22 protein-coding genes are annotated in these 24,749 nt (G+C 72.4%); 10 read left to right on the top strand and 12 right to left on the bottom strand.

The features are described 5' to 3' along the window. The first annotated feature begins 90 nt into the window (after window positions 1–90). From ACWDRB_RS39875 to ACWDRB_RS39865, 3 genes are read left to right on the top strand one after another with little or no spacing between them, the layout of a single operon-like run. The gene (locus ACWDRB_RS39875) at window positions 91–510 is read left to right on the top strand and encodes a TOBE domain-containing protein (RefSeq protein WP_355206873.1); all 420 of its coding nucleotides are present in this window, start codon (window positions 91–93) and stop codon (window positions 508–510) included. Next, window positions 507–1,358, top strand: coding sequence for an ABC transporter permease (locus tag ACWDRB_RS39870; RefSeq protein ID WP_397373848.1), 852 nt, complete (start codon window positions 507–509; stop codon window positions 1,356–1,358). The genes ACWDRB_RS39875 and ACWDRB_RS39870 overlap by 4 nt, the downstream gene beginning before the upstream one ends. Continuing rightward, on the top strand, window positions 1,355–2,386 hold the full coding sequence (locus ACWDRB_RS39865) for an ABC transporter ATP-binding protein (RefSeq protein ID WP_449902739.1): 1,032 nt from the start codon (window positions 1,355–1,357) through the stop codon (window positions 2,384–2,386). Before ACWDRB_RS39870 ends, ACWDRB_RS39865 begins: the two co-directional genes overlap by 4 nt. Before the next feature lie 3 nt (window positions 2,387–2,389). Here ACWDRB_RS39865 and ACWDRB_RS39860 read toward each other — a convergent pair whose 3' ends face one another. From ACWDRB_RS39860 to ACWDRB_RS39840, 5 genes are all read right to left on the bottom strand, one after another. Next, window positions 2,390–2,860 carry a hypothetical protein gene (locus ACWDRB_RS39860; protein ID WP_449902737.1) on the bottom strand — a complete coding sequence of 157 codons (471 nt, stop codon included), beginning with the start codon at window positions 2,858–2,860 and terminating at the stop codon, window positions 2,390–2,392. Window positions 2,861–2,980: 120 nt separating this feature from the next. Further along, window positions 2,981–7,111 (bottom strand): molybdopterin-dependent oxidoreductase, encoded by a 4,131-nt coding sequence (locus ACWDRB_RS39855; RefSeq protein WP_449902731.1) that lies wholly within the window; start codon window positions 7,109–7,111, stop codon window positions 2,981–2,983. Window positions 7,112–7,291: 180 nt separating this feature from the next. Beyond that, entirely contained in the window at window positions 7,292–8,350 is a 1,059-nt protein-coding gene (locus ACWDRB_RS39850) for a threonine aldolase family protein (RefSeq protein ID WP_449902728.1), read from the bottom strand. Window positions 8,351–8,410: 60 nt separating this feature from the next. Next, window positions 8,411–8,698 carry a DUF1905 domain-containing protein gene (locus ACWDRB_RS39845; protein WP_350733675.1) on the bottom strand — a complete coding sequence of 96 codons (288 nt, stop codon included), beginning with the start codon at window positions 8,696–8,698 and terminating at the stop codon, window positions 8,411–8,413. A gap of 19 nt (window positions 8,699–8,717) precedes the next feature. Next, window positions 8,718–9,380, bottom strand: a complete 663-nt coding sequence (locus ACWDRB_RS39840) for a rhomboid family intramembrane serine protease (protein ID WP_350733677.1) — start codon at window positions 9,378–9,380, stop codon at window positions 8,718–8,720. Window positions 9,381–9,503: 123 nt separating this feature from the next. On the opposite strand from ACWDRB_RS39840, the gene ACWDRB_RS39835 reads away from it, so the two are divergent. Next, entirely contained in the window at window positions 9,504–10,034 is a 531-nt protein-coding gene (locus ACWDRB_RS39835) for a DUF4240 domain-containing protein (protein ID WP_449902725.1), read from the top strand. A 4-nt stretch (window positions 10,035–10,038) separates the two neighbouring features. Here ACWDRB_RS39835 and ACWDRB_RS39830 read toward each other — a convergent pair whose 3' ends face one another. Both ACWDRB_RS39830 and ACWDRB_RS39825 read right to left on the bottom strand, forming a co-directional pair. Then, window positions 10,039–10,686, bottom strand: a complete 648-nt coding sequence (locus ACWDRB_RS39830; RefSeq protein WP_449902723.1) for a response regulator transcription factor — start codon at window positions 10,684–10,686, stop codon at window positions 10,039–10,041. Further along, window positions 10,671–11,912 carry a sensor histidine kinase gene (locus ACWDRB_RS39825; protein WP_449902721.1) on the bottom strand — a complete coding sequence of 414 codons (1,242 nt, stop codon included), beginning with the start codon at window positions 11,910–11,912 and terminating at the stop codon, window positions 10,671–10,673. Before ACWDRB_RS39825 ends, ACWDRB_RS39830 begins: the two co-directional genes overlap by 16 nt. Before the next feature lie 190 nt (window positions 11,913–12,102). Between ACWDRB_RS39825 and ACWDRB_RS39820 the strand changes: the two genes are divergently transcribed. From ACWDRB_RS39820 to ACWDRB_RS39795, 6 genes are all read left to right on the top strand, one after another. Beyond that, window positions 12,103–12,519 carry a hypothetical protein gene (locus ACWDRB_RS39820; RefSeq protein WP_449902719.1) on the top strand — a complete coding sequence of 139 codons (417 nt, stop codon included), beginning with the start codon at window positions 12,103–12,105 and terminating at the stop codon, window positions 12,517–12,519. A gap of 37 nt (window positions 12,520–12,556) precedes the next feature. Further along, window positions 12,557–12,991, top strand: a complete 435-nt coding sequence (gene lepB / locus ACWDRB_RS39815) for a signal peptidase I (protein ID WP_355206899.1) — start codon at window positions 12,557–12,559, stop codon at window positions 12,989–12,991. A 10-nt stretch (window positions 12,992–13,001) separates the two neighbouring features. Further along, window positions 13,002–15,902: a BTAD domain-containing putative transcriptional regulator gene (locus tag ACWDRB_RS39810; RefSeq protein WP_449902717.1), complete on the top strand. Its 2,901-nt coding sequence runs from the start codon at window positions 13,002–13,004 to the stop codon at window positions 15,900–15,902. A 74-nt stretch (window positions 15,903–15,976) separates the two neighbouring features. Further along, the gene (locus ACWDRB_RS39805; RefSeq protein ID WP_192789616.1) at window positions 15,977–16,171 is read left to right on the top strand and encodes a hypothetical protein; all 195 of its coding nucleotides are present in this window, start codon (window positions 15,977–15,979) and stop codon (window positions 16,169–16,171) included. Window positions 16,172–16,413: 242 nt separating this feature from the next. Beyond that, window positions 16,414–16,911, top strand: a complete 498-nt coding sequence (locus ACWDRB_RS39800; RefSeq protein ID WP_350733690.1) for a hypothetical protein — start codon at window positions 16,414–16,416, stop codon at window positions 16,909–16,911. After that, entirely contained in the window at window positions 16,908–18,713 is a 1,806-nt protein-coding gene (locus tag ACWDRB_RS39795) for an ABC transporter ATP-binding protein (protein ID WP_449902714.1), read from the top strand. The genes ACWDRB_RS39800 and ACWDRB_RS39795 overlap by 4 nt, the downstream gene beginning before the upstream one ends. Here ACWDRB_RS39795 and ACWDRB_RS39790 read toward each other — a convergent pair. The 5 genes from ACWDRB_RS39790 to ACWDRB_RS39770 form a co-directional block, all read right to left on the bottom strand. Continuing rightward, on the bottom strand, window positions 18,686–19,174 hold the full coding sequence (locus ACWDRB_RS39790; RefSeq protein ID WP_449902712.1) for a S26 family signal peptidase: 489 nt from the start codon (window positions 19,172–19,174) through the stop codon (window positions 18,686–18,688). The genes ACWDRB_RS39795 and ACWDRB_RS39790 overlap by 28 nt on opposite strands. Next, window positions 19,171–21,012 carry an ABC transporter ATP-binding protein gene (locus ACWDRB_RS39785; RefSeq protein WP_449902710.1) on the bottom strand — a complete coding sequence of 614 codons (1,842 nt, stop codon included), beginning with the start codon at window positions 21,010–21,012 and terminating at the stop codon, window positions 19,171–19,173. The genes ACWDRB_RS39790 and ACWDRB_RS39785 overlap by 4 nt, the downstream gene beginning before the upstream one ends. Beyond that, complete coding sequence (locus tag ACWDRB_RS39780) at window positions 21,009–21,557, bottom strand: TlpA family protein disulfide reductase (protein WP_449902708.1); 549 nt, start codon at window positions 21,555–21,557, stop codon at window positions 21,009–21,011. Before ACWDRB_RS39780 ends, ACWDRB_RS39785 begins: the two co-directional genes overlap by 4 nt. Window positions 21,558–21,620: 63 nt before the next feature. After that, complete coding sequence (locus ACWDRB_RS39775; RefSeq protein ID WP_350733697.1) at window positions 21,621–21,806, bottom strand: hypothetical protein; 186 nt, start codon at window positions 21,804–21,806, stop codon at window positions 21,621–21,623. A gap of 179 nt (window positions 21,807–21,985) precedes the next feature. Beyond that, window positions 21,986–24,706, bottom strand: coding sequence for a tetratricopeptide repeat protein (locus tag ACWDRB_RS39770; RefSeq protein WP_449902706.1), 2,721 nt, complete (start codon window positions 24,704–24,706; stop codon window positions 21,986–21,988). Between the last annotated feature and the right edge of the window lie 43 nt (window positions 24,707–24,749).

Genomic DNA, 24,749 nt, shown 5'->3' with positions numbered 1-24,749 from the left:
GCTTCACGGCGTGGCCCTGACGGTTCGGCCGTGGATGCCATGGCAGAACCGTACTTGGCCTCGAATGTGCGAAAGGTATGGTGAGGGCCTATGACGACGTTTCGGATCAGCGAGGCCGCGGCGCTGCTCGGGGTCAGCGCCGACACCGTCCGCCGGTGGGTGGACGCGGGGCGGCTGGCGGCCGAGCGGGACGAGCACGGTCATCGCCAGGTGAACGGCGCCGACCTGGCCGCCTTCGCCCGGGCCCAGGTCGAGGAGATCGAGAGCGGCAGCCGTTCCTCGGCGCGTAACCGCTTTCGGGGGATCGTGACCGAGGTGATCCGGGACGCGGTGATGGCGCAGGTGGAGATCGCCGCCGGGCCGTTCCGGGTGGTGTCGCTGATGAGCCGCCAGGCCGCTGACGAGCTCGGCCTGGAGGCGGGGGTGGTGGCGGTCGCCGTGATCAAGTCCACCAACGTCGTCGTCGAGATCCCCGGTCACGAGCGCGTGAGCAGCAGCCAATCCGCATGACCGATCCCGAGCGCGCCGACCGGGCGGACCTGAAAGGCGGGTCCGCCGGTCGCCCGGGCCGTCGGGCTTCCGGGCGGCTGCCGTGGATGCTGGTCGTGCCCGCGCTGGTGGGCCTGGCCTTCCTGGTGCTGCCGCTGGCCGGGCTGCTGATCCGCGCGCCGTGGGGCACGCTGCTGGAGCGGCTGGCCGAGCCGCAGGTGCTGGAGGCGCTGCGGCTGTCGCTGGTGTGCGCGACCATCGCGACGGCTCTGTGCCTGGTGCTCGGGGTGCCGCTGGCGTGGCTGCTGGCCAGGGTGGACTTCCCGGGGCGGCGGGTGGTGCGGGCGCTGGTGACCGTTCCGCTGGTGCTGCCGCCGGTGGTGGGCGGTGTGGCGCTGCTGCTGGTGCTGGGGCGGCGCGGGCTGGTCGGGCAGTGGCTGGAGTCGTCGCTGGGGATCACGCTGCCGTTCACCACGGCGGGGGTGGTCGTCGCGGAGGCGTTCGTGGCGATGCCGTTCCTGGTGATCAGCGTGGAAGGCGCGCTGCGCGGCGCCGACCGGCGCTTCGAGGAGGCGGCGGCCACACTCGGCGCCTCGCGCTGGACCGTGTTCCGGCGGGTGACGCTGCCGCTGATCGCGCCGGGTGTGGTGGCCGGGGCGGTGTTGTGCTGGGCCCGGGCGCTGGGGGAGTTCGGCGCGACGATCACGTTCGCGGGCAACTTCCCGGGCACCACCCGTACGATGCCGCTGGCCGTCTACCTGGCCTTGGAGACCGAGCCGGAGGCGGCGATCGTGCTCAGCCTCGTCCTGCTGGCCGTCTCCGTGATCATCCTGGCCAGCCTGCGGGATCGGTGGGTGAGCAGCCCATGACGCTGCAGGCCCATCTGGTGGTCTCCCGGCCCGCCTTCACCCTCGACATCGCGTTCGAGGTGGCCGCGGGCGAGGTGGTGGCCCTGCTCGGACCCAACGGGGCGGGCAAGACCACCGCGCTGCGCGCCCTGGCCGGGCTCGTCGCGTTGTCCGGCGGCGAGATCGTCCTGGACGGCCGCGATCTGCACCCGCTGGCCGCCGAGCAGCGTCCGATCGGCATGGTCTTCCAGGACTACCTGCTCTTCCCGCACCTGACGGCGCTCGACAACGTCGCCTTCGGGCCGCGCTGCCAGGGCGTCCCCAAGGCCGAGGCCCGCCGCACGGCCGCCGTCCTGCTGGAACGGGTCGGCCTGGCCGACCGGGCCGCCGCCAAGCCGCGCCAGCTGTCCGGCGGGCAGGCCCAGCGGGTCGCGCTGGCCCGGGCGCTGGCCGTACGGCCCAGCCTGCTGCTGCTGGACGAGCCGCTGGCCGCCCTCGACGCCCACACCCGGCTGGAGATCCGCTCGCACCTGCGCCGTCACCTGGCCGACTTCGACGGCGCGACCGTCCTGGTCACCCATGACCCCCTGGACGCGATGGTGCTGGCCGACCGGCTGATCGTCATCGAGAACGGCGCCGTCGTCCAGCAGGGCACCCCGGCCGAGGTGGCCCGGCACCCGCGTACCGACTACGTGGCCCGCCTGGTCGGGCTCAACCTGTACCGGGGCCTGGCCGACGGGGCGCGGGTCAAGGTCGGCGAGCTGCTGCTGCACACCTCCGAACGGCTCGACGGGCCCGCGTTCGTCGCGTTCCCGCCCGCTGCCGTGGCCCTCTACCGGACGCGTCCGGACGGGAGCCCGCGCAACCTGTGGGAGGCCCGCATCGAGGGCATCGAACGGCACGGCGACAACGTACGCGTCCACCTCGACGGCCCGATCACCGCCTTCGCCGACATCACCCCCGCCGCCCTGGCAGACCTCGACCTGACCCCGGGCCAGCAGATCTGGGCCTCGGTCAAGGCCGGCGAGACCCACGCCTACCCAGCATGAACGCTAGACCCATAACCGGTCGGCGGCGCACACCCTGATGTCGGTGACCCGGCTGATGTGCCGTGATCCGCAGTGATCTCCCGGCATCACCAGGTGCGGCCCCTGCTCGGTCAGGTCCCGGCAGTCCATGGTGACGGCGAGCAGCGCCGCCGTGTTGCCGAACTCGGGGTCGATCTCGCCCCACGACAGCACGGCGCGGTGGCCGTCGCGTCCCAGCACCGCGATCAGATAGCGCAGCCGGTCCTTGCGCTCGGCCGGCTCGAACAGCGGCTCGGCGGCCTGGAGCACGTCGATGAGCAGCGGCCCGGTGAAGTAATGGCGCCGCGGCCCGGAGGTGCGGCATTCGAAACTGACCGTCGTCTCCCGCTGCGCCATCGAGCCGAGCGTCGCGACGCTCAGCAGGGCGGGCAGGCGTACGTCGCCCCACAGAGCTGTCTGACCGGCCATCGGAAGATCGATCGACGTCGGTTGCACGGCCGCCTCCTCGCCTCCGGCATGCCTGTCCCCACGGTCGCGCGAGATCACACGTATCTGCAAGGGTTTTTCGGCATATTCATGGCAGATGAGATGAGGATAGGCTGATCAGCACCGCTTTCAGTACACGTCGCGTACGTAGCGCTTCGCCGCGGCGAGCTGCTTGACGTACGCGGTGGCGTCGTCGGGGGCCAGGCCACCGTGGCGGGCCGCGATGTCGCGCAGGGTCTGGTCGACGTCCTTGGCCATCCGGGCGGCGTCGCCGCACACGTACACATGCGCGCCCTCCTGCAGCCAGCTCCACAGTTGCACGCCGTGCTCGCGCATCCGGTCCTGCACATAGACCTTGGCCCGCTGGTCGCGGGAGAAGGCCAGGTCCAGGCGGGTCAGCAGGCCGTCGTCGTGCAGCGCGGCCAGCTCGTCGCGGTAGTAGAAGTCGGTGGTACGGCGCTGCTCGCCGAAGAAGAGCCAGTTGCGGCCGGGGTGGCCGAGTGCCCGGCGTTCGTCGAGGAAGCCGAGGAAGGGAGCCACGCCGGTGCCCGGGCCGATCATCACCATGGGGGCGCCGGGGTCGGCGGGCGGCCGGAAGTGCTTGGTGGGCTGGACGTGCACGGGGACGGTGGTCTGCTCGGGGCTGTCGGCCAGGTACGCCGAGCACGCGCCGCCCCGCGTCCTGCCGCGCGGGTTGCGGAAGCGCACCACCGAGACCGTCAGGCTGATCCGGTCGGGGCTGGTGAGCGGGCTGGAGGAGATGGAGTACAGGCGTGGTTGGAGCCGTTTGAGCACGTCGGCCCACTCCTGGGCCGTGGCGCGCACGGGGAGCTCGGCGAGCACGTCCACGGCCTGGCGACCCCACACCCATTTGTCCAGCTCGCCCTTGTTGCCGGGGCGCAGGAGCCGGGAGAGGTCGCGGTCGTGGGTGCGTTCGGCGACGAACTTCAGCAGGCCAGGGGTGATCTTGGTGATGTCGAGGTGGCGGTACAGGGCCTCGCGGAGCGGCAGCGTGCCCAGGCCGGGGAGCTCGACGGTGTCGGCGGGGCTGAGGCCGGTGCCGGCCAGCCATTCCATGACCAGGTCCAGGCTGTTGACGGGCAGCACGCCGAGGGCGTCGCCCGCCTGGTAGGTCAGCTCGCCGCCGGTGTCGAAGGTGAACCGGCGAACCTCTTTGGCCGAGCCCGGCAGGCTGAGCAGCCGGTTCGCCGACAGCGTCGCGGTGAAGGGGGTGGCGCGGGTGCCGGACGGCATGGCCGTCGTCGGTTCGCTCCGCGCCGGTCCGGGATCGGTGAGGGTGGACAGGAGCTGGTTGAGCCAGTCCAGGGCGCGTTCGTGCTCGTCCGGCTCGCAGTCGACGCGTGGCGCGAGGCGGAGCGCGCCGAGCTCCTCCAGGCGCCGGTCGAGGCGCCGGCCGTGGCCGCAGAAGTCGTCGTAGCTGGAGTCGCCGAAGGCGAGGACGGCATAGCGTACGCCGTCGAGCCGCGGCGCTTCGGGCTCGGCGAGCGCGTCCCAGAACGCGGTGCCGTTGTCGGGGGCCTCGCCGTCGCCGAACGTGCTGGAGATGATCAGCAGGTCCGCGTCCGGCGTCAGGGCCTGCGGGGCGCAGTCGTCCATGCTGAGAAGCCGAGTGTTGCGGCCGGCGCCCGCCAGCAGCTCGGCGCTGGCCGCGGCGAACTCCTCGGCGTTGCCCGTCTGCGAGGCCCACAGGATGACGATCTCGCGTGCCGGGGTCTCCTGCTCGGCGGGCGCGGGCCCCGGTTCGGTGGGCTTCCGCGCCGGGCGGACGATGCGGGAGAAGGCGCCGGCCAGAGCCCCGTTCACCCACACCGCGTGGTCCGGCGCGAAGGGCGCATGACCCGGCAGCACCGGTACGTCCGCTCCGTCGAGCGGGGTGCTCGCCAGGCCGGACAGGAATCCGGACAGATAGCGGCGTTCCGACGGGGAGAGCTCCGGCGGGGTCACGTCGGCGAGCCCGAACAGGCCGCGCAGCGCGCCGACGGCGACCGGTGCCCGCACCTCCTCGGCCGTACGAACGTCGGCTGCCGGGGCAGGGGCGGCCGTGGCGGGGTCCGGGGCGACCTTGGCGAGGGAGACCGCGCACACCTTCAGCTCGGGCTGGAAGGAGATGGGGTCGACGGCGTCGCTGGTGACGGCGTTGACGCTGAGGTACTCGCCGAAGAGATCGTTCCAGTGGAACGGCGCGAACAGGTTGCCCGGCATCACCCGGTCCGTCACCACCGCCGGCAACACGGCCCGCCCGCGCCGGGAGGAGACCGTCACGAGATCGCCCTCGCCGATGCCGTGCTCGGCGGCGTCGGCCGGGTTGATCTCCACGAACGGGCCGGGGTTGAGCTTGTTCAGCTTCGCGATCTTGGCCGTCTTGGTGAGCGTGTGCCACTGGTGCTGCACCCGCCCGGTGTTGAGCACGTACGGGAAGGTGTCGTCGGGCAGCTCGGCGGCGGGCAGGTGCGGACGTGGGAAGAAGACGGCCCGGCCGTCGGGGGTGGCGAAGGCCAGCCGCGGGCCGCTGCCGTCCTCGCGCGTGAGCGTCTCCTGGCTGCGGCCGTCGTTGAGGTAGCGGACCGGGTTGCGCTCGCCGGAGCCGGGCGGGGCGGGCCACTGCACGGGGGTTTCGCGTAGCCGGTCGTACGTCACGCCGCGCAGGTCGTACCCGGTCGCCGGGTTCCACGCCCGCTTGATCTCCTCGAACACCTCCTCCGCGCTCGAATAGGAGAAGCCGTCCTCGAACCCCATCTCGCGGGCGACCCTGGCGATGATCATCCAGTCGGGCAGCGCCTCGCCGACCGGATCGACGGCCTGCCGGAGCAGGGTGAGGTTGCGCTCGGAGTTGATCATCACGCCTTCGGTCTCGGCCCACAGGGCGGCGGGCAGGACCACGTCGGCGTAGGCGTTGGTCTCGGTGGCCGCGAAGACGTCCTGCGTGACGACGAACTCGGCGGCCTCCAGGCCCGCGATCACCGTCCTGCGGTTGGCGACGCTGGCCACGGGGTTGGTGCAGATGATCCAGCACGCCTTGATCTCGCCCTCGGCCATCCGGGAGAACATCTCGATCGTGCCCTGCCCGACGTCGGTACGCAGCGTGCCGGGCGCGATGCCCCACAGGTCCTCGACGAACCGGCGGTCCTGCTCCACCAGCACCGAGCGCTGCCCGGGCAGGCCGGGGCCCATGTAGCCCATCTCGCGGCCGCCCATCGCGTTGGGCTGGCCGGTCAGCGAGAACGGGCCGCTGCCCGGGCGGCAGATCGCGCCCGTGGCCAGGTGCAGGTTGCACAGCGCGTTGGTGTTCCAGGTGCCGTGGGTGCTCTGGTTGAGCCCCATCGTCCAGCAGCTCATCCACTCGCCGGCCTCGCCGATCCACTGGGCCGCCTGGCGCAGGTCGGCCTCGGGGATGCCGGTGAGCTGGGAGACCTTGGCGGGCGGGTAGTCGAGCAGGAAGTCCGGCATGGCCTCCCAGCCGCGGGTGTGCTCGGCGACGAACTCCTCGTCGACGTGCCCGTTCTCCACCAGCAGGTGCAGCAGCCCGTTGAGCAGGGCCAGGTCCGTGCCGGGCCGGATCTGCAGGAACAGGTCGGCCTTGGCGGCGGTGGCGGTGCGCCGCGGGTCCACCACGATCAGCTTGGCGCCGGCCTTGACCCGGTCCATCATGCGCAGGAACAGGATGGGGTGGCAGTCGGCCATGTTCGCGCCGATGACGAAGAACACGTCGGCGCGCTCGAAGTCCTCGTACGAGCCGGGCGGGCCGTCCGAGCCCAGCGACAGCTTGTAACCGCTGCCCGCGCTGGCCATGCACAGCCGCGAGTTCGACTCGATCTGGTTGGTGCCGACGAACCCCTTGGCCAGCTTGTTGGCCAGGTACTGGGCCTCCAGGGTCATCTGCCCGGACACGTAGAACGACAGCGCGTCGGGCCCGTGCTCGTCCAGGATCGCGCGCAGCCGCCGGGCGGTCGCCGTGATCGCCGCGTCGACGCCGCTCTCCTCCGGCTGCACGCCCCTGGCGGGCCTGACGAGCGCGCGTTCCAGCCGGCCCGGGGCGGCGAGCATGTCGGCGCTGGTCGCCCCCTTGGTGCACAGGCGACCGGCGTTGGCCGGATGGCTCTTGTAGCCGGCGACCTTGACCACCCGCCGCCGCCCGTCCGCGCCCTGGGCCACGTCCAGGACGATCCCGCACCCTACGCCGCAGTAGGAGCAGACGGTCTTCACACGCGCGATGGCGTTGCTCGGGTCTGTCGCCGTCATCGGCCCTTCCCCTTCGACAGGGCCTGAACGACGTTCCCTCTCCGTGGGCGCGCCGCAGCCGCACCGGGCAGATCCAACGCGCAAAACGTAAGAAACAGGCGTTACGCGGATGTCACAGCAGCCGACCGCCGCCGGTTACATCCGCATCACCGCCGATCCCCGCCCGCCACACGCCCAGGATCACGAGGTGGCGCGGGCGAGCACGTCGCGGATGAGGGCGACCACCTCGCCGGGGGTGAACTCCATGGCGTTGTCGCCGACGCTGATCTCGAAGCTGCATCGGCTCGGGCCGGGCGCGGAGCGGACCCGTCCCCAGAGCTGGATGCCGCGTTCGGCGAGGATCTCCTCGCCGGCCCGCTCGACGGCGCGCCTGGGAGCCGGCAGGTGGATGTGGAACAGCGGCGTCTGCGGGGGATCGGGGTGGGCGTGGGCGGCGCCGTCGGCGTTGACGGCCGCCGCGATGGCGACCGCGTGCTCGCGGTAGGCGGGCATACGTGCGGCCAGGGTGTCGAGGCCGACGAGGGCGGCCAGGGCGAGCGGCCAGGCGTCTCGGATGCCGCCGCCGAGCCGCTGGCGCCACACCCGGGCCGCGTCCACCGTGGCGGTGTCGGCGGCGAGCACGGCGCCCCGTACGCCCTGCAGGCTCTTGTAGAGCGAGACGTAGACCGTGTCGAAGAGGGCGGCGATCTCGTCGAACGGCCGGCGATAGTACGTCTGGGCCTCCCACAACCGGGCGCCGTCCAGGTGCGCGGCGGCGCCGGTGGCCCGTACGAGGGCGACCTGCTCGCACAGGTCCTGCCATTCCGGAAGCAGGCCGCCGAGGTCGCGCTGCGGCAACTCCCAGACGACCGCCGCGAGCGGCTCGCCCGTCGCCCGCAGATCGTCGGTGGTCATCAGCTCGTGCGGGTCGCCGGTGCGGCGCATCCGCAGGCCGTGGACGGCGTTGTAACCCTGCTCCTCCCAGACGTCGAGATGCGATTGCGGGTGCGCGGCGAAGGTGCGGCGCCCGCGCCTGTCGGCGTGCAGGCGCAACGCGACCTGCTGGGCCATCGTCCCGCTGGGGAAGAACAGGGCGCTTTCCTTGCCGAGGAGCTCGGCCAGCCGCCGCTCCAGCACCGCTACGGGGCCGTCAGGGCCGTCCGGCGGGGTGTCGTCGTCCACGAGCGCCAGCATCTGCTCCAGCATCACTCGTGGCGTACGCCGGATCGGCGCGTGCAGGAACAGCGACCGTCGGATCATCTGCACATCCTTCGCTATTGCGACTATTTCGCAATAGTAGCCCGCCGACGCCCGGATGTGTCAGAGGTCAACGGTCAGGCGAACGGTCACCACGTCCCCCACGTCGAGCCCTTCGGCCTTGCGCACCCCCGCCTTCACCGGCACGATGTAGCGCCCGTCCTTCGGGAACAGCGACGTCTTCCACCGGGTCTCCCGTATCTGGGCCGTGACCGGGATCATGCCCCAGCCATAGCTCACCGCGCCGGCGGTCGTCTCCAGATCGCGGCACTCCTCGTCCGGAACGGTGATGAAGTGCCAGGGCGCCGGCCCCCTCCAGAACCACATCTCACTGCTGAACTCCACGTTCATCGACCCAGGATAGGAGCTGCTAAAGCCCGAGATCGTCCAGCTCCTTCAGCAGCGCGCTCCGAGGGCTCTGCTGCGGTGGGGCGGACGGCGTGCGCCGGGACCGGCCGCGTTCGCGGAATATCCAGCCGCCCGCCAGGCCGCCGGCAAAGCCGAACAGGTGAGCCTGCCAGCCGATCCCCTCCTGGGGCAGCAGGCCGGCGAACTGGTAGGCGAAGCACAGGGCCATGACCACGCCCACCACGATGTCGATGAGATGCCGGTCGAACGCGCCGCGCACCAGGATGTAGCCGAAGTAGCCGAAGACGACACCGCTCGCGCCCGCCCCGGTGGCGTCGGGGCTGGCGGTGAACCAGGCGCCGAGACCGCTGACCAGGATGATGAGCCCTGTCACGCTGAGGAACTTGCGCACGCCCCGATAAGCGGACAGGAAGCCGAAGATGAACAACGGCCCCGAGTTCCCCTCGATATGCGCCCAACTCCAGTGCAGGAACGGCGCCGACACGATGTCGGGCAGGCTCGCGGGGTTCCACGCCTGGATCCCGTACTCGTAACTCAGCGTGTAGCCCGATGCCCAGTTGGCGATCTGGATCGTCCAGATGACGGCCAGCGCTCCGACCATCACCCATAATGCCTTGCGCGCCTCAGCGATCATGATCTCGGCCGTAGGGCCTTTGGCTTCCACGTGATTCCTCCTGAGCCTCCGTGCCTTTTCCGGGAATCAGTATCGGGGCCGTCGATCACGAATACGGCAGCAGCCGCCTTGTGCGGTGGACGGCATTGCGGCTCGGCGTTCAGAATGCCGATCATGACGCGTGACGACTTCTGGGCGATCCTCGCGCAATGCCCTCCGCCGGCAGGCCCCGACGACGACTGCGACGCACTTGTCGCAAGGCTCGGCCGATTGTCGCCGCCGGAGATCGTCGCGTTCGACCAGCACCTCACCGACCTCCGCCTCGCAGCGCATCGCCTCGACCTGTGGGGAGCCGCGTACCTCATCAACGGCGGCTGCTCCGACGACGGCTTCGAATACTTCCGCTGCTGGCTGGTCGGCCAGGGACGTCGGACCTACGAGGCCGCACTCGACGATCCGGATTCCCTGGCGGATTGCCAGCCCGCCCGCAGGAGCATCCTCGACGATTCGGACGAGTGCGAATGCGAGGCCTTCATGTACGCCCCCGGCAAGGCTTACGAGCGCGTCACCGGCCAAGAACTCCCTGAGGTCACCGGGGAGTATCCGAGGCTCGGGGAAATGTGGGACTTCAGCGATGCCGAGGAGATGCGCCGCCGTTACCCACGACTGTCCGCGCTGCTCGACGAGGCTGACGCGCTCGCCTAAGGCGTCAGGGCTTGTTCAGGTACGTGAGTACGGCGAGGACACGCCGGTTGTTGTTGTCGTCATCAATGATGCCGAGTTTGCCGAACATGGAGGTCGTGTACTTGCTGACAGCGCTCTCACTGAGAAAGAGCCGCCGGCCGATGGCCTGATTGGACAATCCCTCGGCCATGAGGCCGAGCACGGAGTATTCGCGTTCGGTGAGCTGTCCGAGTCGTCGGTCCGAGGACCCGCTGGACAACAATTTGGCGATGACCGCCGGGTCCATGGCGGTCCCGCCGGCTGCGACGCGTTCGAGGGCGTCGATGAACTGATCGGCGTCGAACACGCTCTCCTTGAGGAAATAGCCGATGCCGCCGGCGCCGTCGGCCAGGAGTTCGCGGGCGTACAACTGCTCGACGTGCTGCGAAAGGATCAGGACCGGCAGCCCCGGCACTTCGCCGCGGGCGGCGAGGGCCGCCCGCAGGCCCTCGTCGGACTGGGTCGGCGGCATGCGGACGTCGACGACGGAGACATCGGCCCGCCACCTCAGCAGCGCGTCGAGCGTCTCGGGCCCGGTGGTCGCCGTCGCCACCACCTCGTGCCCGTACGCCTGGAGCAGGCGGACCATCCCGTCGCGCAGGAGGTAGAGGTCTTCGGCTACAACGATTCGCATGGCACGACCATCCTCACACGCGTCGGACCGCCCGCCGGACTGGTGATCTCCACGGTGCCGTCGAAGACCGCCAGGCGCCGGCGCAGCCCCGCGAGTCCGCCCCCGGCGCTCACACTCGCCCCGCCCCGGCCGTCGTCCTCGACGTCGACGGCGATGCCGGTCTCGTCGCGGGTGATCGAGATCCGCGCCCGGGTCGCGTGGGCGTGCTTGACGGCGTTGGTCAGCAGTTCGGCGACTCCGAAGTACACGGCGGACTCGATCGGCGGGTCCAGGCGCAGCTGAACGCCGGCGCTCACGGCCACGTCGAGCGGGCTGTCCAGGGCGAGAGCGCGGACGGCGTCGACGAGCCCGCGCTCGTTCAGCACCGGCGGGCTGATGCCCCTGACCAGCTCGCGCAGTTCGTTCAGGGAGGTGGCGGCGCCCACCCGCGCGTCCCGCAGCAGCGTCCTGGCCTGGTCGGGGTCGGTCTCCATGAGTTTCTCCGCGGTCGCCAGCGAGAGCCCGAGCGCGACCAGGCGCGCCTGCGCTCCGTCGTGCAGGTCCCGCTCGATCCGGCGGATCTCGGCGGCCTGCGCGACCGTGGTGTCCGCGCGCTGGGCCGTCAGCTCATCGACCCGGTCCGCCAGCGTCATCGCGGGCGACGGGCGCAGGAAGCGGACGGCCACCGGTACGACGGGCCGCCAGGCGTACGGGGCGGCGGCGACCGCCACGGCCAGGCCGAGCACCCCGACGAGGAGCGACGACCGGCTGAACCCGAGGACCGCCGCCACGGCTCCGGCCGGCGGGACGGCGGCGACCACGCCCGCGGTGAGCGGCGCGATCGCCGTGAACTGCAGGTCGCGCCAGAAGCCGGGATCTCTCCACCGGGTCCGCCACTTCTGGTCCATGAGGGCGTCGCGTTTGGTGCGCTCGTAGCTGAAGCCGTTCCACCAATATCCGGTGGACAGCTGCGTCACCGGCGCGGCCTGCCGATCTCCGGCGGGGATGACGGTGCCCGTCCACTTCGCGACGACGGCGCGGACCATCCGGCTCACCGGGCGCGCCAGGGCGAGCGTGCCGATGCACGCCCACACGAACGGCACTGTCCCCGACCACGGGTCCCCGCCCCACCACCAGATCCACAGCGCCACGGCGGCGGCCCACACGGCCGGGACCGGCATGGTGACGGCCACCACCACGCAGGCACGCACGAACCCCACGCAGGCGCCCGACACCCACTGTCGCATGATTCTTCCTTCTCACTTCACGACCACGGCTTGGTGTCTTCACTGTGCACCGCGCCGGAGCCGCTCCCCGCCGGATCGGCCCTGAAGTGGGTCTGGACCCACCCAACCGTACGTCCAGCCCCATACCGCCCCCATCCATGCCCTCCCTAGCGTGATCACCACTCCAGACAACACAAGGGATGAAACAGACATGGAATCCTTCGGCAAGGTCAAGATCCTCATCGCCGCCTACGGCGCGCTCAGCGCCGCCGTGCTCGCCACGGTCGCCGTCCTCGCGATCGGCGGTCAGACGGTGACCTCGTTCATGTGGGGCCGGTCGGCGGGGGTGCTCGCGAGCGCCGCGGTGACCTACTGGCTGACGGTCCTCGCCGCACGGGGAGCCCGGTGGGCCTATCTGCGTGTACGCGTCATCTCGATCGTCATGCCGGTCGCGATCGTCGCCGTCGACATGATCCCAGGCATCTGCCCGATGTGGTTCGCCATGACGCAGGCGGTATGTGCCCTCCCCATCGCCGCGGTCGGGTTCGTCGTCAACGGATCCGGCCTGCGCGCCGCCTTCCCAGCGGTTGACAGGGTGCGGAGCCAACGGCGATCCTCAGCCGGATAAAGATCAATATTTCCCTGGGGCGGCGGTGGAAAAGCGGATGAAGCTGATCAGCATGGGATTGCTCGCCGGTGTGCTCGCGGCGGCGGCCGGCGCCTTGGTGGCCCGCCGGCGCTACGTGGTGGTCACCGTCGAGGGGACGAGCATGGCTCCGACCCTGCACGACGGCGACCGGGTGCTGGTCCGGCGGCGCCGGATCGGCCAGGTGGCCAGGGGCGATGTCGTGGTGCTGGAACCTCCGTCCGACCCACGAGTGGGGATGGACGGCACGCGCTGGAACATCAAGCGCGCCGTCGCCCTGCCGGGTGACCCGGTGCCGCCGGACGTGGACGGCGCCGCGGAGCGCGTGCCCGCGGGTGCGCTGGTGGTCTACGGCGACAACCCCCGCAGCGTCGACTCGCGGCAGCGCGGTTTCTTCCCGGCCGATCGCCTGCTCGGGGTAGCGCTGCGCCGGCTGGGCGGGTCTGCCCTGTAGGCGGCGGGACGTGAAGTTCCGGATGCTCGGACCGCTGCGGATCGAGGGCGACGACCCGCCGGCGGGATGGGCGATGATCACGGCGCCCAAGCAGCGGACCGTCCTCGCCATGCTGCTCGCCCGGGCGGGCCACGTCGTACCGATCCGGTCACTGGTGGCGGAGGTCTGGGACGACCAGCCGCCCCGCTCCGCGGTGGCGAACCTGCGTACGTACCTCATGCAGCTGCGCAAGCTCATGCCCCCCGCGGCCGACCCGGCCGTGGAGCGGCTGGTGACCTCGGACGCCGGTTACCTGTTGCGGGTCGAGCCCGAGGAGTTCGACCTCTTCCAGTTCGAGGCGCTGTCCGCGCACGCCCGCCAGGCGCTGGGCAGGCGCGATCTCAGCACCGCCCTGGACTCCTACACCCGGGCCCTCGCGCTGTGGCAGGGGATGGCGGCCGAGGACGTGCCTCTGGGGCCGACACTGCGGGAGGTGGTCGCGCGGCTCACCGACCACTACCTGAGCGTGGTGGAGGAGCACGCGGACATCCAGCTCGCCCTCGGCAGGCACGCGACGGCGGCCAAGCGGCTGCGCGAGGTGATCGGGCAGTACCCGCTGCGCGAGCGGCTGCACGGCCAGCTCATGGTGGCCCTGTACCAGAGCGGCGACGTGGTGGGCGCGCTGGACGCGTTCGGGGCCGCCAGGAAGGTCCTCGCCGACGAGCTGGGCATCGATCCTGGCCCTGACCTGCGCAGACTGCATCAGCTGATCCTGCGCAGGGACCCGGCCCTGCTGTCGGAGGAGGAGGCCCCCGCCGACGACGGGAGGCCCCGGCCGCGCCAGCTGCCGCGCGCGCCGAGCGTGTTCGTGGGCCGCTCTGCCGAGCTCGCCCGGATCCACGCCGTGCTGGGCGCCGGCGCGGGGCCGCCCGTGCTGGCGCTGCACGGCCCCGGCGGGATCGGCAAGTCGACGCTCGCCATGAAGGCGGCGTACGGCGTGGCCGACCGGTACCCCGACGGCCACCTCTACGCCGACCTCCAGGGATCGACACCGAGCCTGTCGCCGTTGCGCCCCGACGAGGTGCTCGGCCGCTTCCTGCGCGCGCTGGGGGTGCCTCCGGGCGAGGTGCCCGCGGCGCCGGCGGAGGCGGCCGCCCTCTACCAGTCGGTGCTGGCCGACCGGCGCGTCCTGGTCGTCCTCGACAACGCCGTCGGCGCCGCCCAGGTGGCTCCCTTGCTGCCGGCGGGCGGTGGCTGCGCGGCGCTGGTCACCAGCCGGTCGGCCCTGACGACGCTGGACGCCGTACCGATCGCCGTGAACATGTTCGACGAGGAGCAGTCGGTACGGATGCTGGCGCTGCTGGCCGGTCAGGCGCGCGTGGCCGCCGAGAAGGAGGCGGCGGCCGAGATCGCGAGCTGGTGCTGCCACCATCCGCTGGCGCTGCGCATCGCCGGCGCCCGACTCGCGGGGCGGCCGGACTGGTCGCTCGCGGGCTTCAACGAGCGCCTGAGCAACCAGCGGCGGCGGCTGGACGAGCTGCAGGCGGCCGACCTGCGCGTCCGCTCCTGCTTCGAGGTCGGCTACGCGACCCTGACGAGCGCCGCGAGGACCGTCTTCCGCCTGTTCGGCGTGCTGGAGGTGCCGGAGGTGGGCGTCGAGCTCGTCGCCGCGCTGGCCGACGTCGAACTGAAGACCGCCGAGACCGTGCTCGACGAGCTGGTCGAGGCGCGCCTGATCGAGCCGGTCGGCGAGAGCCGGTTCCGCACGCACGACCTGCTACGGCTCTTCGCGGGGGAGCTGGCCGCCTCCCACGACTCGCCGGAAGACCTGGCCCTGGCCGTACGGCGGGCCCTGGACTGGTACCTCGACCTCTGCCACCAGCTGCGCGACCTGCTGCAGTCGCACCTGGGAGCCGGCGGCGGGACCCGGGAGCGCCGGCGCGATCCCGGCCTGGTGCTGCGTGACCCCGCCGCGGCCGTGCGGTGGCTCGACACGGAGCTGCACTGCCTGGTCGCGGCCGCCGTCCAGGCCGCGCGCGGGGAGCCGGAAACGGCGCGCTTCGCCATCGAGCTGATGACCCTGGTCAAGGCCACGGTGATGAAGGGCGGCTACTGGCGGGAGCTGGAGACCATCGCACGGCTCGCCATCGAGGTGGCGCGGCGCGACGGCGACCGCGGCGCGGAGGCGTCCACGCTCGCGACCCTGGGGCTGCTGGAGTGGCGGGCCGGCCAGGGGGAGGCGGCCGGCGACCATATGCGGCGCGCGCTCGGGCTCTGGCGCGACCTGGGCAACCGCGAGGAGGAAGGGATGGCGCTGCACAACCTCGGCTGGCTGCACATGCAGACCGGCGACCTCAACGCGGCCCTCGGCCGCATCAGCGCGAGCCTGCGGCTGCTCAAGACGCACGGGTCCAGGCGCGTCGGGCTGGTCGGCCACAGCCTGGGCGAGCTCCTGCTCCAGCTGGGCAGGGACGCCGAGGCGGTGGACCGCTTCGAACGGTGCCTGACCGTCCGCCGGGCCGATCGCGACCTGAACGGCGAGAGCATCACGCTGGCGGCGCTCGGCCGCGCCTACTGCCTGCTCGACCGGCGGGACGAGGCGCTGGCCGCGATGGACGAGGCGCTGGCCCGCTGCGAGGAGACCGGCAACCGGGAGGACGAGTGGGAGGTGCTGCTCAGCAGGTCCGAGATCCGGCTGCGGCAGGGTGCCCTCGCCGCGGCCGAGCGCGACCTGCTCAGGGCCCTGGAGCTGGCCGCCCAGATCGGCGACGCGTACGGCTACGCCGCCTGCACCCGCCAGCTCGCCAGGGCCAGGACGGCGTCGGGCGACCCGCGTGCCGCGGGGGACGCCCGGCGGGCCGAGGAACTGTTCGCGGATCCGTCGATGCGTCTTAACCCGGTGCTGGAAAGGCTGCTCACCGCCCAGGTGTAGCGCGGCTGTATCGGTCGCTGTATGTCCCCCAAATAGCGTTTCGGCCTGACCGCATCGCTATACAAGGAGCGAACATGACTTCTGTCTTGGGCAAGCTCGGCGACAGGATTCTCGACAGGCTCGTCCCGAAGGCGTCCGCCAAGGCGGCCGCGGAGTGGTACGTGCACTGCTACTGCAGGGAGCGTTCCGACTTCAGGAAGATCTGCACGACCGCCGGCGGCACGACCCGCTGCGGGTCCTGCTACGCCTTCAGGGTCTGCGGCGGCTAGGTAGAACGCGCGGACCGGCGGCGGCCTCCTCCGCCGCCGGTCCCCGGACACGTTCGGCGCGTCCGTCACGCCGCTCGGCCGGCCACACGTGATCCGCAATCTCGTCCTGGCGGCGTCCGGCGCGCGGTGGCGCATCCGGCCGGTGTCGCGCTCGCTCTCGTCGCCGCCGCCGTGGGCGCTCTGCTCGTGGTGCGCCTCGACGACCTGTTGGAGCTGTTCACCGCCTGAAGAGGGGTTGTCCGATGCCTTTCCTGATCGTCGCCGTCGTGCTGGTCGGCCTGCTGTGCCTGCTGGACCTGGTGCTCACCTTGGGCGTGCTGCGCCGGCTGCGCGAGCACACCGCCGAGCTGGAACGCCTCGCGGGCACGTCGACGCTCATGCCGTACGATCCCCGCGTGCTGGTCGGGCGCACGCTGCCGCAGGACGTGGCGGGGCCGCGGCTCGTGGGCTTCTTCGACGTCGGCTGCGACACCTGCCACGAGCGCGCGCCGCAGTTCGCCGCGGAGGCCAAGGGGCAGAGCGCCCTGGCGGTCATCTCCGGCGCCGTCGAGGAGACCGCGGACCTGGTCGAGGTGGTGGGCGGCGTGGCGAGCGTCGTCACGGGCGAGGACGCGCTGCGCATCGTGCAGGCTCTCGACATCCACGCGTTCCCCACGTTCCTGCGGACCGACCAGGACGGCAGGGTCGTGGCCGCGGACACGGAGCTGACCGACCTCGCCGCCATGGCACCGGCGAAGTGACCCGTCGCGCCGCCACCCTGGCGCTGCTGTGCTGGCGGGCCGGGCCGGTGCTTACGGTGTGCCAGCTGGTCGCCACCGTCCTGGCCGGACTGCTGCCCTCGGCCACCGTGTGGGCGACCAAGACGCTCGTCGACGGGCTGGCGACGGGCCGGCCGGAACGCGTGCTCGCCCCGGTCGCGAGCCTCGTCGTGCTGGGGCTGGTCGCCGGGGTGCTGCCGCAGCTGACCGGCTATCTGCGGGGCGAGACGGATCGACGGCTGGACCTGCTGCTGCAGGATCGCCTGTACACGCGGGTGAACACGTTCCACGGCCTGTCGCGGTTCGAGAATCCGGTGTTCCTCGACGAGCTGCGCATGGCCGCGCAGGCGACGGGCAACGCGATGGGGCCGATCACCTCGGGCCTGTTCGACCTCGGGCGCAACGTCATCGCCCTGACCGGGCTTCTCGTCGCCCTCGCCGTGCTGAGCCCGCTCATGGCGGGCCTGGTGGCGCTCGCGGCGCTGCCCGTCCTCGCGGCGAGGATGTCCCTGGAGAAGCGGCGGATCAAGATGATCGCCGGGCAGTCCGCCGCGGCCCGGCGGCAGATCTTCTACTCCTCCCTGATCACCGACGTGGAGGCCGCCAAGGAGGTCCGGCTCTTCGGGCTCGGCGACTTCCTCAAGCGGCGGGTGCTCGGCGAGCTGGCCGTCCTGCAGTCGGGGGAGCGGCGGCTGGACCGGCGGGAGGCGCTCACGCAGTCGGCGCTCGCGGCGCTCTCCGCCGCGGTCAGCGGCGCCGGGCTGCTCTGGGCGGTGTACTCCGCCCTGGACGGCCGGCTCACCCTCGGCGACGTGACCGCGTTCGCCGCCGCCGTGGCGGGCACGCAGGCCGCGCTGACCGCCACCGTGGACAACGCCGCGAACGCCCGCCAGGCGCTGCTCCTGTTCGCCCACCACGAACGGGTCATGTCGCTGCCCGGCGACCTGCCCACGCCCGGCGAACCGGAGCCGCTGCCCGCGCTGCGCCGCGGCATCGAGCTGCACGACGTGTGGTTCCGGTACGACGAGAGCCATCCCTGGGTGCTGCGCGGGGTGGACCTGACGATCCCCCACGGCGCCTCCGTCGCGCTGGTGGGGCTCAACGGGGCCGGCAAGAGCACGCTGATCAAGCTCCTGTGCCGCTTCTACGACCCGTCCCGCGGCGCGATCCTCTGGGACGGCATCGACATCCGCGACGTGCCACCCGCCGAGCTGCGCGCCAGGATGGGCGTGCTCTTCCAGGACTACATGAGCTACGACCTGACCGCGGCGGAGAACATCGGCGTGGGCGAGGTCGAGGCGATGTCCGACCGCGCCAGGCTCCGGACCGCGGCCGAGCTGGCGGGCGCGCACGAAACCGTCCAGGCGCTGCCCCGGGGCTACGACACCATGCTGAGCCGCGTCTTCTTCGGCCCCGAGGACGACGACGACCCGCAGGCGGGCGTGGCGCTCTCCGGGGGCCAGTGGCAGCGCCTGGCCCTGGCCCGCGCGCTGGTGCGCGAGCGCCGCGACCTGCTCATCCTCGACGAGCCCAGCTCAGGCCTGGACGCGCAGGCCGAGTACGAGGTGCACCGCCGGCTGCGCGAACACCGCGCGGACAACACCAGCCTGCTGGTCTCGCACCGGCTCGGAGCGGTCCGCGACGCCGACCTGATCGTGGTGCTCGGTGACGGCCGGATCGTCGAGCAGGGTACCCACGACGAGCTGATCGCGCTGGGCGGCCGGTACGCCCACCTGTTCGCCACCCAGGCCAGCGGCTACCGCGAGGGCGCCGACATCGGCTGAGCGATCTTGCGCAGCACCACGCCGAACAGGCGATCCGCCGCCAGGTAGCCGGACTGCCGGGAGTCGAGCGAGTGGTCCGGATTGTCGCCCAGCACCACCAGGCGTCCGGCCGGCACCCGCGTGCCCGGCTCGGTCCGCAGCGCGGGGACGGTGTCGCGGGGGATCGGGTCACCCGGGACGGCCGCGACGCGCTTGATGATCCAGCCCGGGCCCGCGCCCAGCTGCTGGTGCGGTTCCCGCGGGCGCTCGCCCGGCCGGGCGTGGGCGAAGCCGCTCAGCACGACGACCTGCCCGGGGCGCAGCGCTCCCGGTGGCGTCCGCCGGACGAGGACGCGCTCACCCGGCCGGTACGCCGGCAGCATGCTCTCCCCCTGGACGGTCACCACCAGGTATCGCCGGCGCACCCGGAGAACGGCGAGAACGACGCCGACGGCCGCCAGCACGACGATCGCGCCGGTCACCGCGACAGCTCCACGTCGTCCCGGTAGCCGGTCGCCTGCCGGGCGAACAACTCGGCGTACGTGCCGCCCTCGGCCAGCAGGGCGGCATGCGTGCCCTGCTCCGTGACGACGCCGTCGGTCAGCACCACGATCCGGTCGGCCGTGCGGATCGCGCCGAGCCGATGGGTGATGACCACGCTGGTCCGCCCCGACCTCAGCGTGGCGAGCCGGCCGTGCACCTCGTACTCGGCCTCGGGGTCCAGGCCGGCGCTGGGCTCGTCGAGGATCATCAGGTCCCGGTCGCGGCGCAGGAACGCCCTGGCCAGCGCCAGCCGCTGCCACTGCCCGCCGGAGAGCAGCACTCCGGAGTCGGCGTCGTCCTGCTCGTCGTCCGGGTCCTGGGGGAATCCACGGCTCAGCAGCGTGCGGTAGCCGCGCGGCAGGGCCGCGACCACGTCGTGGATCCCGGCGTCCCGCGCCGCCTGCTCGATCCGCGCCGGGTCCTGGGCGGCGGCGAGGTCGCCCACGGCGATGTTGTCGGTCGCGGTCAGCTCGTATGACACGAAGTCCTGGAAGACGGCGCCGATCCGGGCACGCAGCGTCTCCGGCGGCACGTCGCGGATGTCCACGCCGTCCCACAGGACCGCCCCGCGCGTCGGGTCGTAGAAGCGGCACAGGAGCTTGACCAACGTGCTCTTGCCGGCGCCGTTGCGCCCGACCAGCGCGACCGTGCACCCGTTCGGGATGAACAGGTTGACGCCGCGCAGGATCCACGGATGGTCCGGGCTGTAGCGGAACCAGACGTCGCGCAGCTCGATGCCCCGGCGCAGGGGCGGCAGCGACGGGTGAGCGCCCGGCGCCGGCAGATCGGACTCGGCGGTCACGATCGCGACGTGGTGATGAAGGGTCAGCAGGTGCTCGTACGCCATCACGCCGGCCGACACCATGCTGTCCAGCGCCGCCTGCACGCCGGCGACCGCCGCCACGAACATCGCCACGTCGCCGACGCTGAGCCGTCCCTGTCCCGCCGCCAGGATCGCCCAGATGAGGCCCGCTCCGGCCACGATCGCCGAGGCGCCTGACAGACTCGCGTGGATGCGGAGCTCCCGCCGATCCATCCGGCGGCGTTCGGCGTTCGCGGTGCGCAGCTCGGCCAGCATGCGAAGCCGCAAGAAGGCGCCGAGGTCGAACAGGCGGATCTCCTTGGCGGCGTCCGCGGTGGACATCAGGTGCGCGTAGAACCCTTCGCGACGCTCGGCCGGCCCGATCCGCCACAACATCGTGTTCCGTTGCCGCGACATCCGCAGCTCGATGAGCAGCGCCGGCAGGGCCGACAGCACGACCAGGATGGTGAAGGCGGAGTTGACGAGTGCCAGGGACGCGACGAAGCCGGCGACCGTCACCGCGCTGCGAGCGGTGGTGAGCGCGGTGTCCACCAGCCTGCCGGGGTTGCTCGCGCTCTGCTGGGCCAGCCGCAGCCGGTCAAGGAATGCCGGGCTCTCGAACCTGGCCAGACCGGTGAAGCCGGAGACCGCCGCGAACAGCTCGTCCTTCGCGTGCAGCGCCGTCCTGCGATCCACCTCGGCACGCAGGTAATGTCCCGCGTGCGCCGCCACGGCGGCGACCGTGGTGACGGCGGCGACGGCCGCCGCCAGGGCGAGCAGCGTGTCGGTCTGCCGTAGCGCCACCCCGTCCAGCACGGCCTTGGTCAGCCAGGCCACGGCGATCGGGGTGGCCGAGCCCACCAGCGTGACCGCCAGGTAGGCAAGGACGTGGACGGGCGCCGACCGCCACACCATCGCGGCGGCGCGTGCCGCGCTCCTGGCCAGCCCCCGCGACGTCGGCGCCGGCTCGCTCACGCAGGCGACCCGGCCGGCAGCCGGGAGATCTCGGGCGCCACCGCGAGCAGCCTGCCGCCCGCGGTCACCTGGAGGAACGTCGGGAACGAGTGCACGCCGAACGCGTTGCTCACAGCGCTGTCCACGATCACCTGTGCCACGGGCTTCAGAGCGCTGACCATCTCCGCGGGGTCACCCGATCGGTTGTCGACCACCGCGAGCACCCGCGAGCGGTCCTGGTCCGCGGCCCACGAGGCGAAGCCGGGAAGCTTCTCATGGCAGCCGCGGCAATCGGGCGACAAGAACGCGACGACCGTCCCGTCCGGCAGGAGATCCCGGGTGAGAGGGCTCCCGTCCACCGTCGTCGCCTCAAAATCACCGGCGACGTCGCCGACGGCCGGCCCCGCGCCCGGCCCGGAAGGGCCGCCCATCAGGTCGACGGCTTCATACAGTCCGTCCAGCAGCTTGGTGTGCTCCCGAAGCCGCCGGATCACGCCGAGGGTCAGCACCAGACCCACGAGGCACAAAGCGCCGATGAGGGCCACGACGGCGATCAAATAGGACATGAGACAACCTTCCGTGTAAAGGGCCCGGCCGGCCCGCCAGCCGGGCACCCGCTCAACGTGCGGTCACGAGCAGTAGATGTAGCTCTTGCAGCCGCCGCAACTGCGGCTGCCGTTCGGGTAGTAGCAGCAGTACTTCGCGGTGAACGCCGGGAAACTGCAGCACTCATAACCGCAGTCGGTAGCCCTGGCCACGGAGTGCGGCGCGATCAGCTCGAGGAGCCGGTCGGCCATTCTGGTCACGACGCGCATCGAACTTTCCTTTCGGTTGTTCCGGCGGGACGGCGCCCGCCCGTGCGGAAGCGGTACGCCGGACCACGCCGCCGTCCCGCCGCCCGTCGCAGCGTGCGCCAGAGGTCTGAGCGATTTCTCAATGAATTCTTAACGGCCTGTTTCGGCAGTTCAGGCGGGCGATCGCAGGCGCGTGCGGATCAGGGACGGTGGAAGGAGACGATGCGGTCGCGGACCTTCGCCGCCTGCGCGTCGTCAACGGCGTCGAAGAACTCCGCCGCCTGCTTCCAGGTGTCGAGCGCGGCCGCGATGTCACCCGCCGCGACGTGCGTCTCGCCCAGGCGGACCAGCGTCTCGGCGGCCGCGTGCGGGTCGTCGCAGTCGCGCAGCAGCTCCGCCGCCCGCTCGAAGCAGGCCACCGCCTGCGCGTAGTCGCCTTTGAGGTGCAGGACGTGGGCGACGCTGTCCCACGCGTGCCCCTCGCCCTGGGTGTATCCGAGGCCTGCGAGGAGCCGCTGGGACCGGCGGCAGTCGGCCAGCGCCTCGTCGTACTCGCCGAGCTGGGACCGCAGCCAGCCGGAGTTGTTCAACGCCCGCGCCTCGCCGCCGACGTCGCCGGCCTGCCGGAACAGCTCCAGCGCGTGCAGGGTGTGGCTCAGTGCCTCATCGGGTCGCGTCCGGCTCAGCGCGACGGTCAGGCCGAGGTGGACGTGCGCGCGCAGGACGGGTTCGCCGAGGTCGCGGTGCAGCTCGACCGCCCGCTCGAAGTGCTCGACCGCTTCGCCGTCGCGGCCGAGCCGGGCGTGGGCGCGGGCGATGCTGTTGTGGCAGCGGGCCTTGGCCAGCCGGTCGCCGAGCCGTTCGGCCGCGGCCAGCGCCACCGCGTGGGTGCGCAGGATCTCCTCCCAGAGGCCGCGCCGCTGCATGAACTCCGCGAACGCCCACGCCAGCCGCCACGCGTGGCCGTCGAACCCGGCCGCGGTGGCCTCCGCCAGCAGCGCGGGCAGCGTCACCGACGCGTCGGCGTACCACCACAGGGCCTCCGCCGGCCCGGCGAACCGCTCCACCACGGTGCCCCGCGCCGGCGGGTCCAGGAGCAGGTTGTCGCGGTGCGGGTAACACATCCCGTTCGCGGCGCAGGCCGAGTGCAGGTAGTAGTCCAGCAGCCGCCGCGTCGCCGACCGCCGTGCCGCCCGGGTGTCGGCGGCCCGCGCCTGCTCCGACGCGTACACGCGCAGCAGGTCGTGCAGGCGCAGCCGGCCGGGCGCGCGGATCTCGGCCAGGTTGGCGCGGTCGAGGTGCGCGGCCAGTTCCCGCGTGCGCCCCACCGGCAGGGCGGCCAGGCTCGCCGCCGCCGACAGCGGCAGGTGCGGCCCCGGGTGCTGCCCGAGCCGCCGGAACAGCCGGGCCGCCGGCACGGGCAGGTCCCGGTACGAGCGCCCGAACACGTGGCGCAGGTCGATCGCGGGGTCGCTGTGCGCGAACGGTTCCAGATCGGCGTCGGCCCGCTCGAGGTCCGCGGCGGCCTCGGCCAGCGGCAGATCGGTGCGCCGCGCCAGCTGCGCCGCGACGATCGCCAGCGCCAGCGGCAGCCGGCCGCACCGGCGGATGATGTTCGCGGTGGCCTCCGGCTCGGCCGCCGGCCGGGCCTCGCCCAGCCACGCCACCAGGAGGTCGTGCGCGTCGTCGCCGGGCAGGACGTCCAGGCCGACCAGGTGCGCCCCCGCCGTGACCGCGAGCCCGGACAGCTCGGAGCGGCCGGTCACCAGCGTCAGGCACCCCGGCGCGGTGGCCAGCAGCGGGCGGACCTGGGTGGCGCTGCGGGCGTCGTCGAGCACGACCAGGACCCGGCGGCAGTCCAGCATGCTGCGGTAGAGCCCGATCTGCGCCTCCACGCCCGACGGCACCTGCGCCTCCGTGACCCCGAGCGCGCCCAGGAACCGGGGCAGGACCACGGCCCCGTCGGCCGGGTCGATCGTGCTGAGATCGGCGTACAGCTGCCCGTCGGGAAAGCGGTCGCGGTGCAGGTGGGCCCAGCGCAGGGCGAGCGTCGACTTACCCACCCCAGGCGGCCCGGAGATCGCGCAGACCGCCGCGGTGGCCTGCTGTTCGCCGATCGCGGCCAGCCGGTCCAGCTCGGCCGACCGGCCGACGAAGTGCCGCAGGCCGACCGGCAGCTGTGCCGGGACCGGGCGCGCGGCCTCGGTCGTGTCGCCGGAGCGCAGCAGCTTCCGGTGGACGCTCCGCAGCGGCGTACCCGGTTCGACGCCCAGCTCCTCGGCGAGCGTCCGGCGTACCTGGGCGAAGTGGGCCAGCGCCTCGGCGGTCCGCCCCCACGCGTGCAGCGCCTCGATCAGCGCGGCGGCCACCAGCTCGTCCAGCGGGTACTCCTCGGCCAGCGGCGACAGCGCCGCCACCGCGGCCGCGGCGTCCCGGCCGGTGACCACCCGTGCCCAGCGCAGCAGGAGCTCCCTGCGCTCGTCGCGCAGGCGGTGGCGGGCCCGTTCGGCCCATTCGCCGGGCAGCCCGGTCAGCGGATCGCCACGCCACAGCGCCAGCGCCGCGCCCAGCGGCGGCACCGGGTCCGGTACGGCCATCGCCTGGTCGGCCAGGCCGCGGAAGCGCGGCACGTCCACCGCGGACTCGTCCACGTCGAGCAGGTAACCCCCGAGCCGGCGGACGACGGCGCCCTCATCCGCGAGCACGTCGCGCCGGATGCGGGTGATGATCGTGTACAGGGTGCGCCGCGCGCCGGGCGGGACCTGCTCGCCCCAGACCCGGGCGAGGAGCGTGTCGACCGGCACGACCCGGCCGACCTCCCAGGCGAGCGCGGCGACGGCGAGCGCGACCTGCGGAGGGCGTACGGGCCGGGTCTGCCCCGACCGCTCCACCTCCACCGGGCCGAGTAACCGGATCAGCACGACGGTCCACCCCTTGCTCGTGGATCTTCGAAGACTAACGCAG

The sequence above is a fragment of the Nonomuraea sp. NPDC003707 genome (assembly GCF_053587055.1).
The sequence above is the reverse complement of the archived record's forward strand: the minus strand, read 5'-3'. Positions and strand labels throughout refer to the sequence as shown.

Coding starts and splice junctions, on each gene's coding strand:
- ACWDRB_RS39875 (WP_355206873.1), top strand. CDS start 91: ATGACGACGTTTCGGATCAGCGAGGCCGCGGCGCTGCTCGGGGTCAGC.
- ACWDRB_RS39870 (WP_397373848.1), top strand. CDS start 507: ATGACCGATCCCGAGCGCGCCGACCGGGCGGACCTGAAAGGCGGGTCC.
- ACWDRB_RS39865 (WP_449902739.1), top strand. CDS start 1,355: ATGACGCTGCAGGCCCATCTGGTGGTCTCCCGGCCCGCCTTCACCCTC.
- ACWDRB_RS39855 (WP_449902731.1), bottom strand. CDS start 7,111: ATGACGGCGACAGACCCGAGCAACGCCATCGCGCGTGTGAAGACCGTC.
- ACWDRB_RS39850 (WP_449902728.1), bottom strand. CDS start 8,350: ATGATCCGACGGTCGCTGTTCCTGCACGCGCCGATCCGGCGTACGCCA.
- ACWDRB_RS39845 (WP_350733675.1), bottom strand. CDS start 8,698: ATGAACGTGGAGTTCAGCAGTGAGATGTGGTTCTGGAGGGGGCCGGCG.
- ACWDRB_RS39835 (WP_449902725.1), top strand. CDS start 9,504: ATGACGCGTGACGACTTCTGGGCGATCCTCGCGCAATGCCCTCCGCCG.
- ACWDRB_RS39830 (WP_449902723.1), bottom strand. CDS start 10,686: ATGCGAATCGTTGTAGCCGAAGACCTCTACCTCCTGCGCGACGGGATG.
- ACWDRB_RS39825 (WP_449902721.1), bottom strand. CDS start 11,912: ATGCGACAGTGGGTGTCGGGCGCCTGCGTGGGGTTCGTGCGTGCCTGC.
- ACWDRB_RS39820 (WP_449902719.1), top strand. CDS start 12,103: ATGGAATCCTTCGGCAAGGTCAAGATCCTCATCGCCGCCTACGGCGCG.
- lepB (WP_355206899.1), top strand. CDS start 12,557: ATGAAGCTGATCAGCATGGGATTGCTCGCCGGTGTGCTCGCGGCGGCG.
- ACWDRB_RS39805 (WP_192789616.1), top strand. CDS start 15,977: ATGACTTCTGTCTTGGGCAAGCTCGGCGACAGGATTCTCGACAGGCTC.
- ACWDRB_RS39800 (WP_350733690.1), top strand. CDS start 16,414: ATGCCTTTCCTGATCGTCGCCGTCGTGCTGGTCGGCCTGCTGTGCCTG.
- ACWDRB_RS39780 (WP_449902708.1), bottom strand. CDS start 21,557: ATGTCCTATTTGATCGCCGTCGTGGCCCTCATCGGCGCTTTGTGCCTC.
- ACWDRB_RS39775 (WP_350733697.1), bottom strand. CDS start 21,806: ATGCGCGTCGTGACCAGAATGGCCGACCGGCTCCTCGAGCTGATCGCG.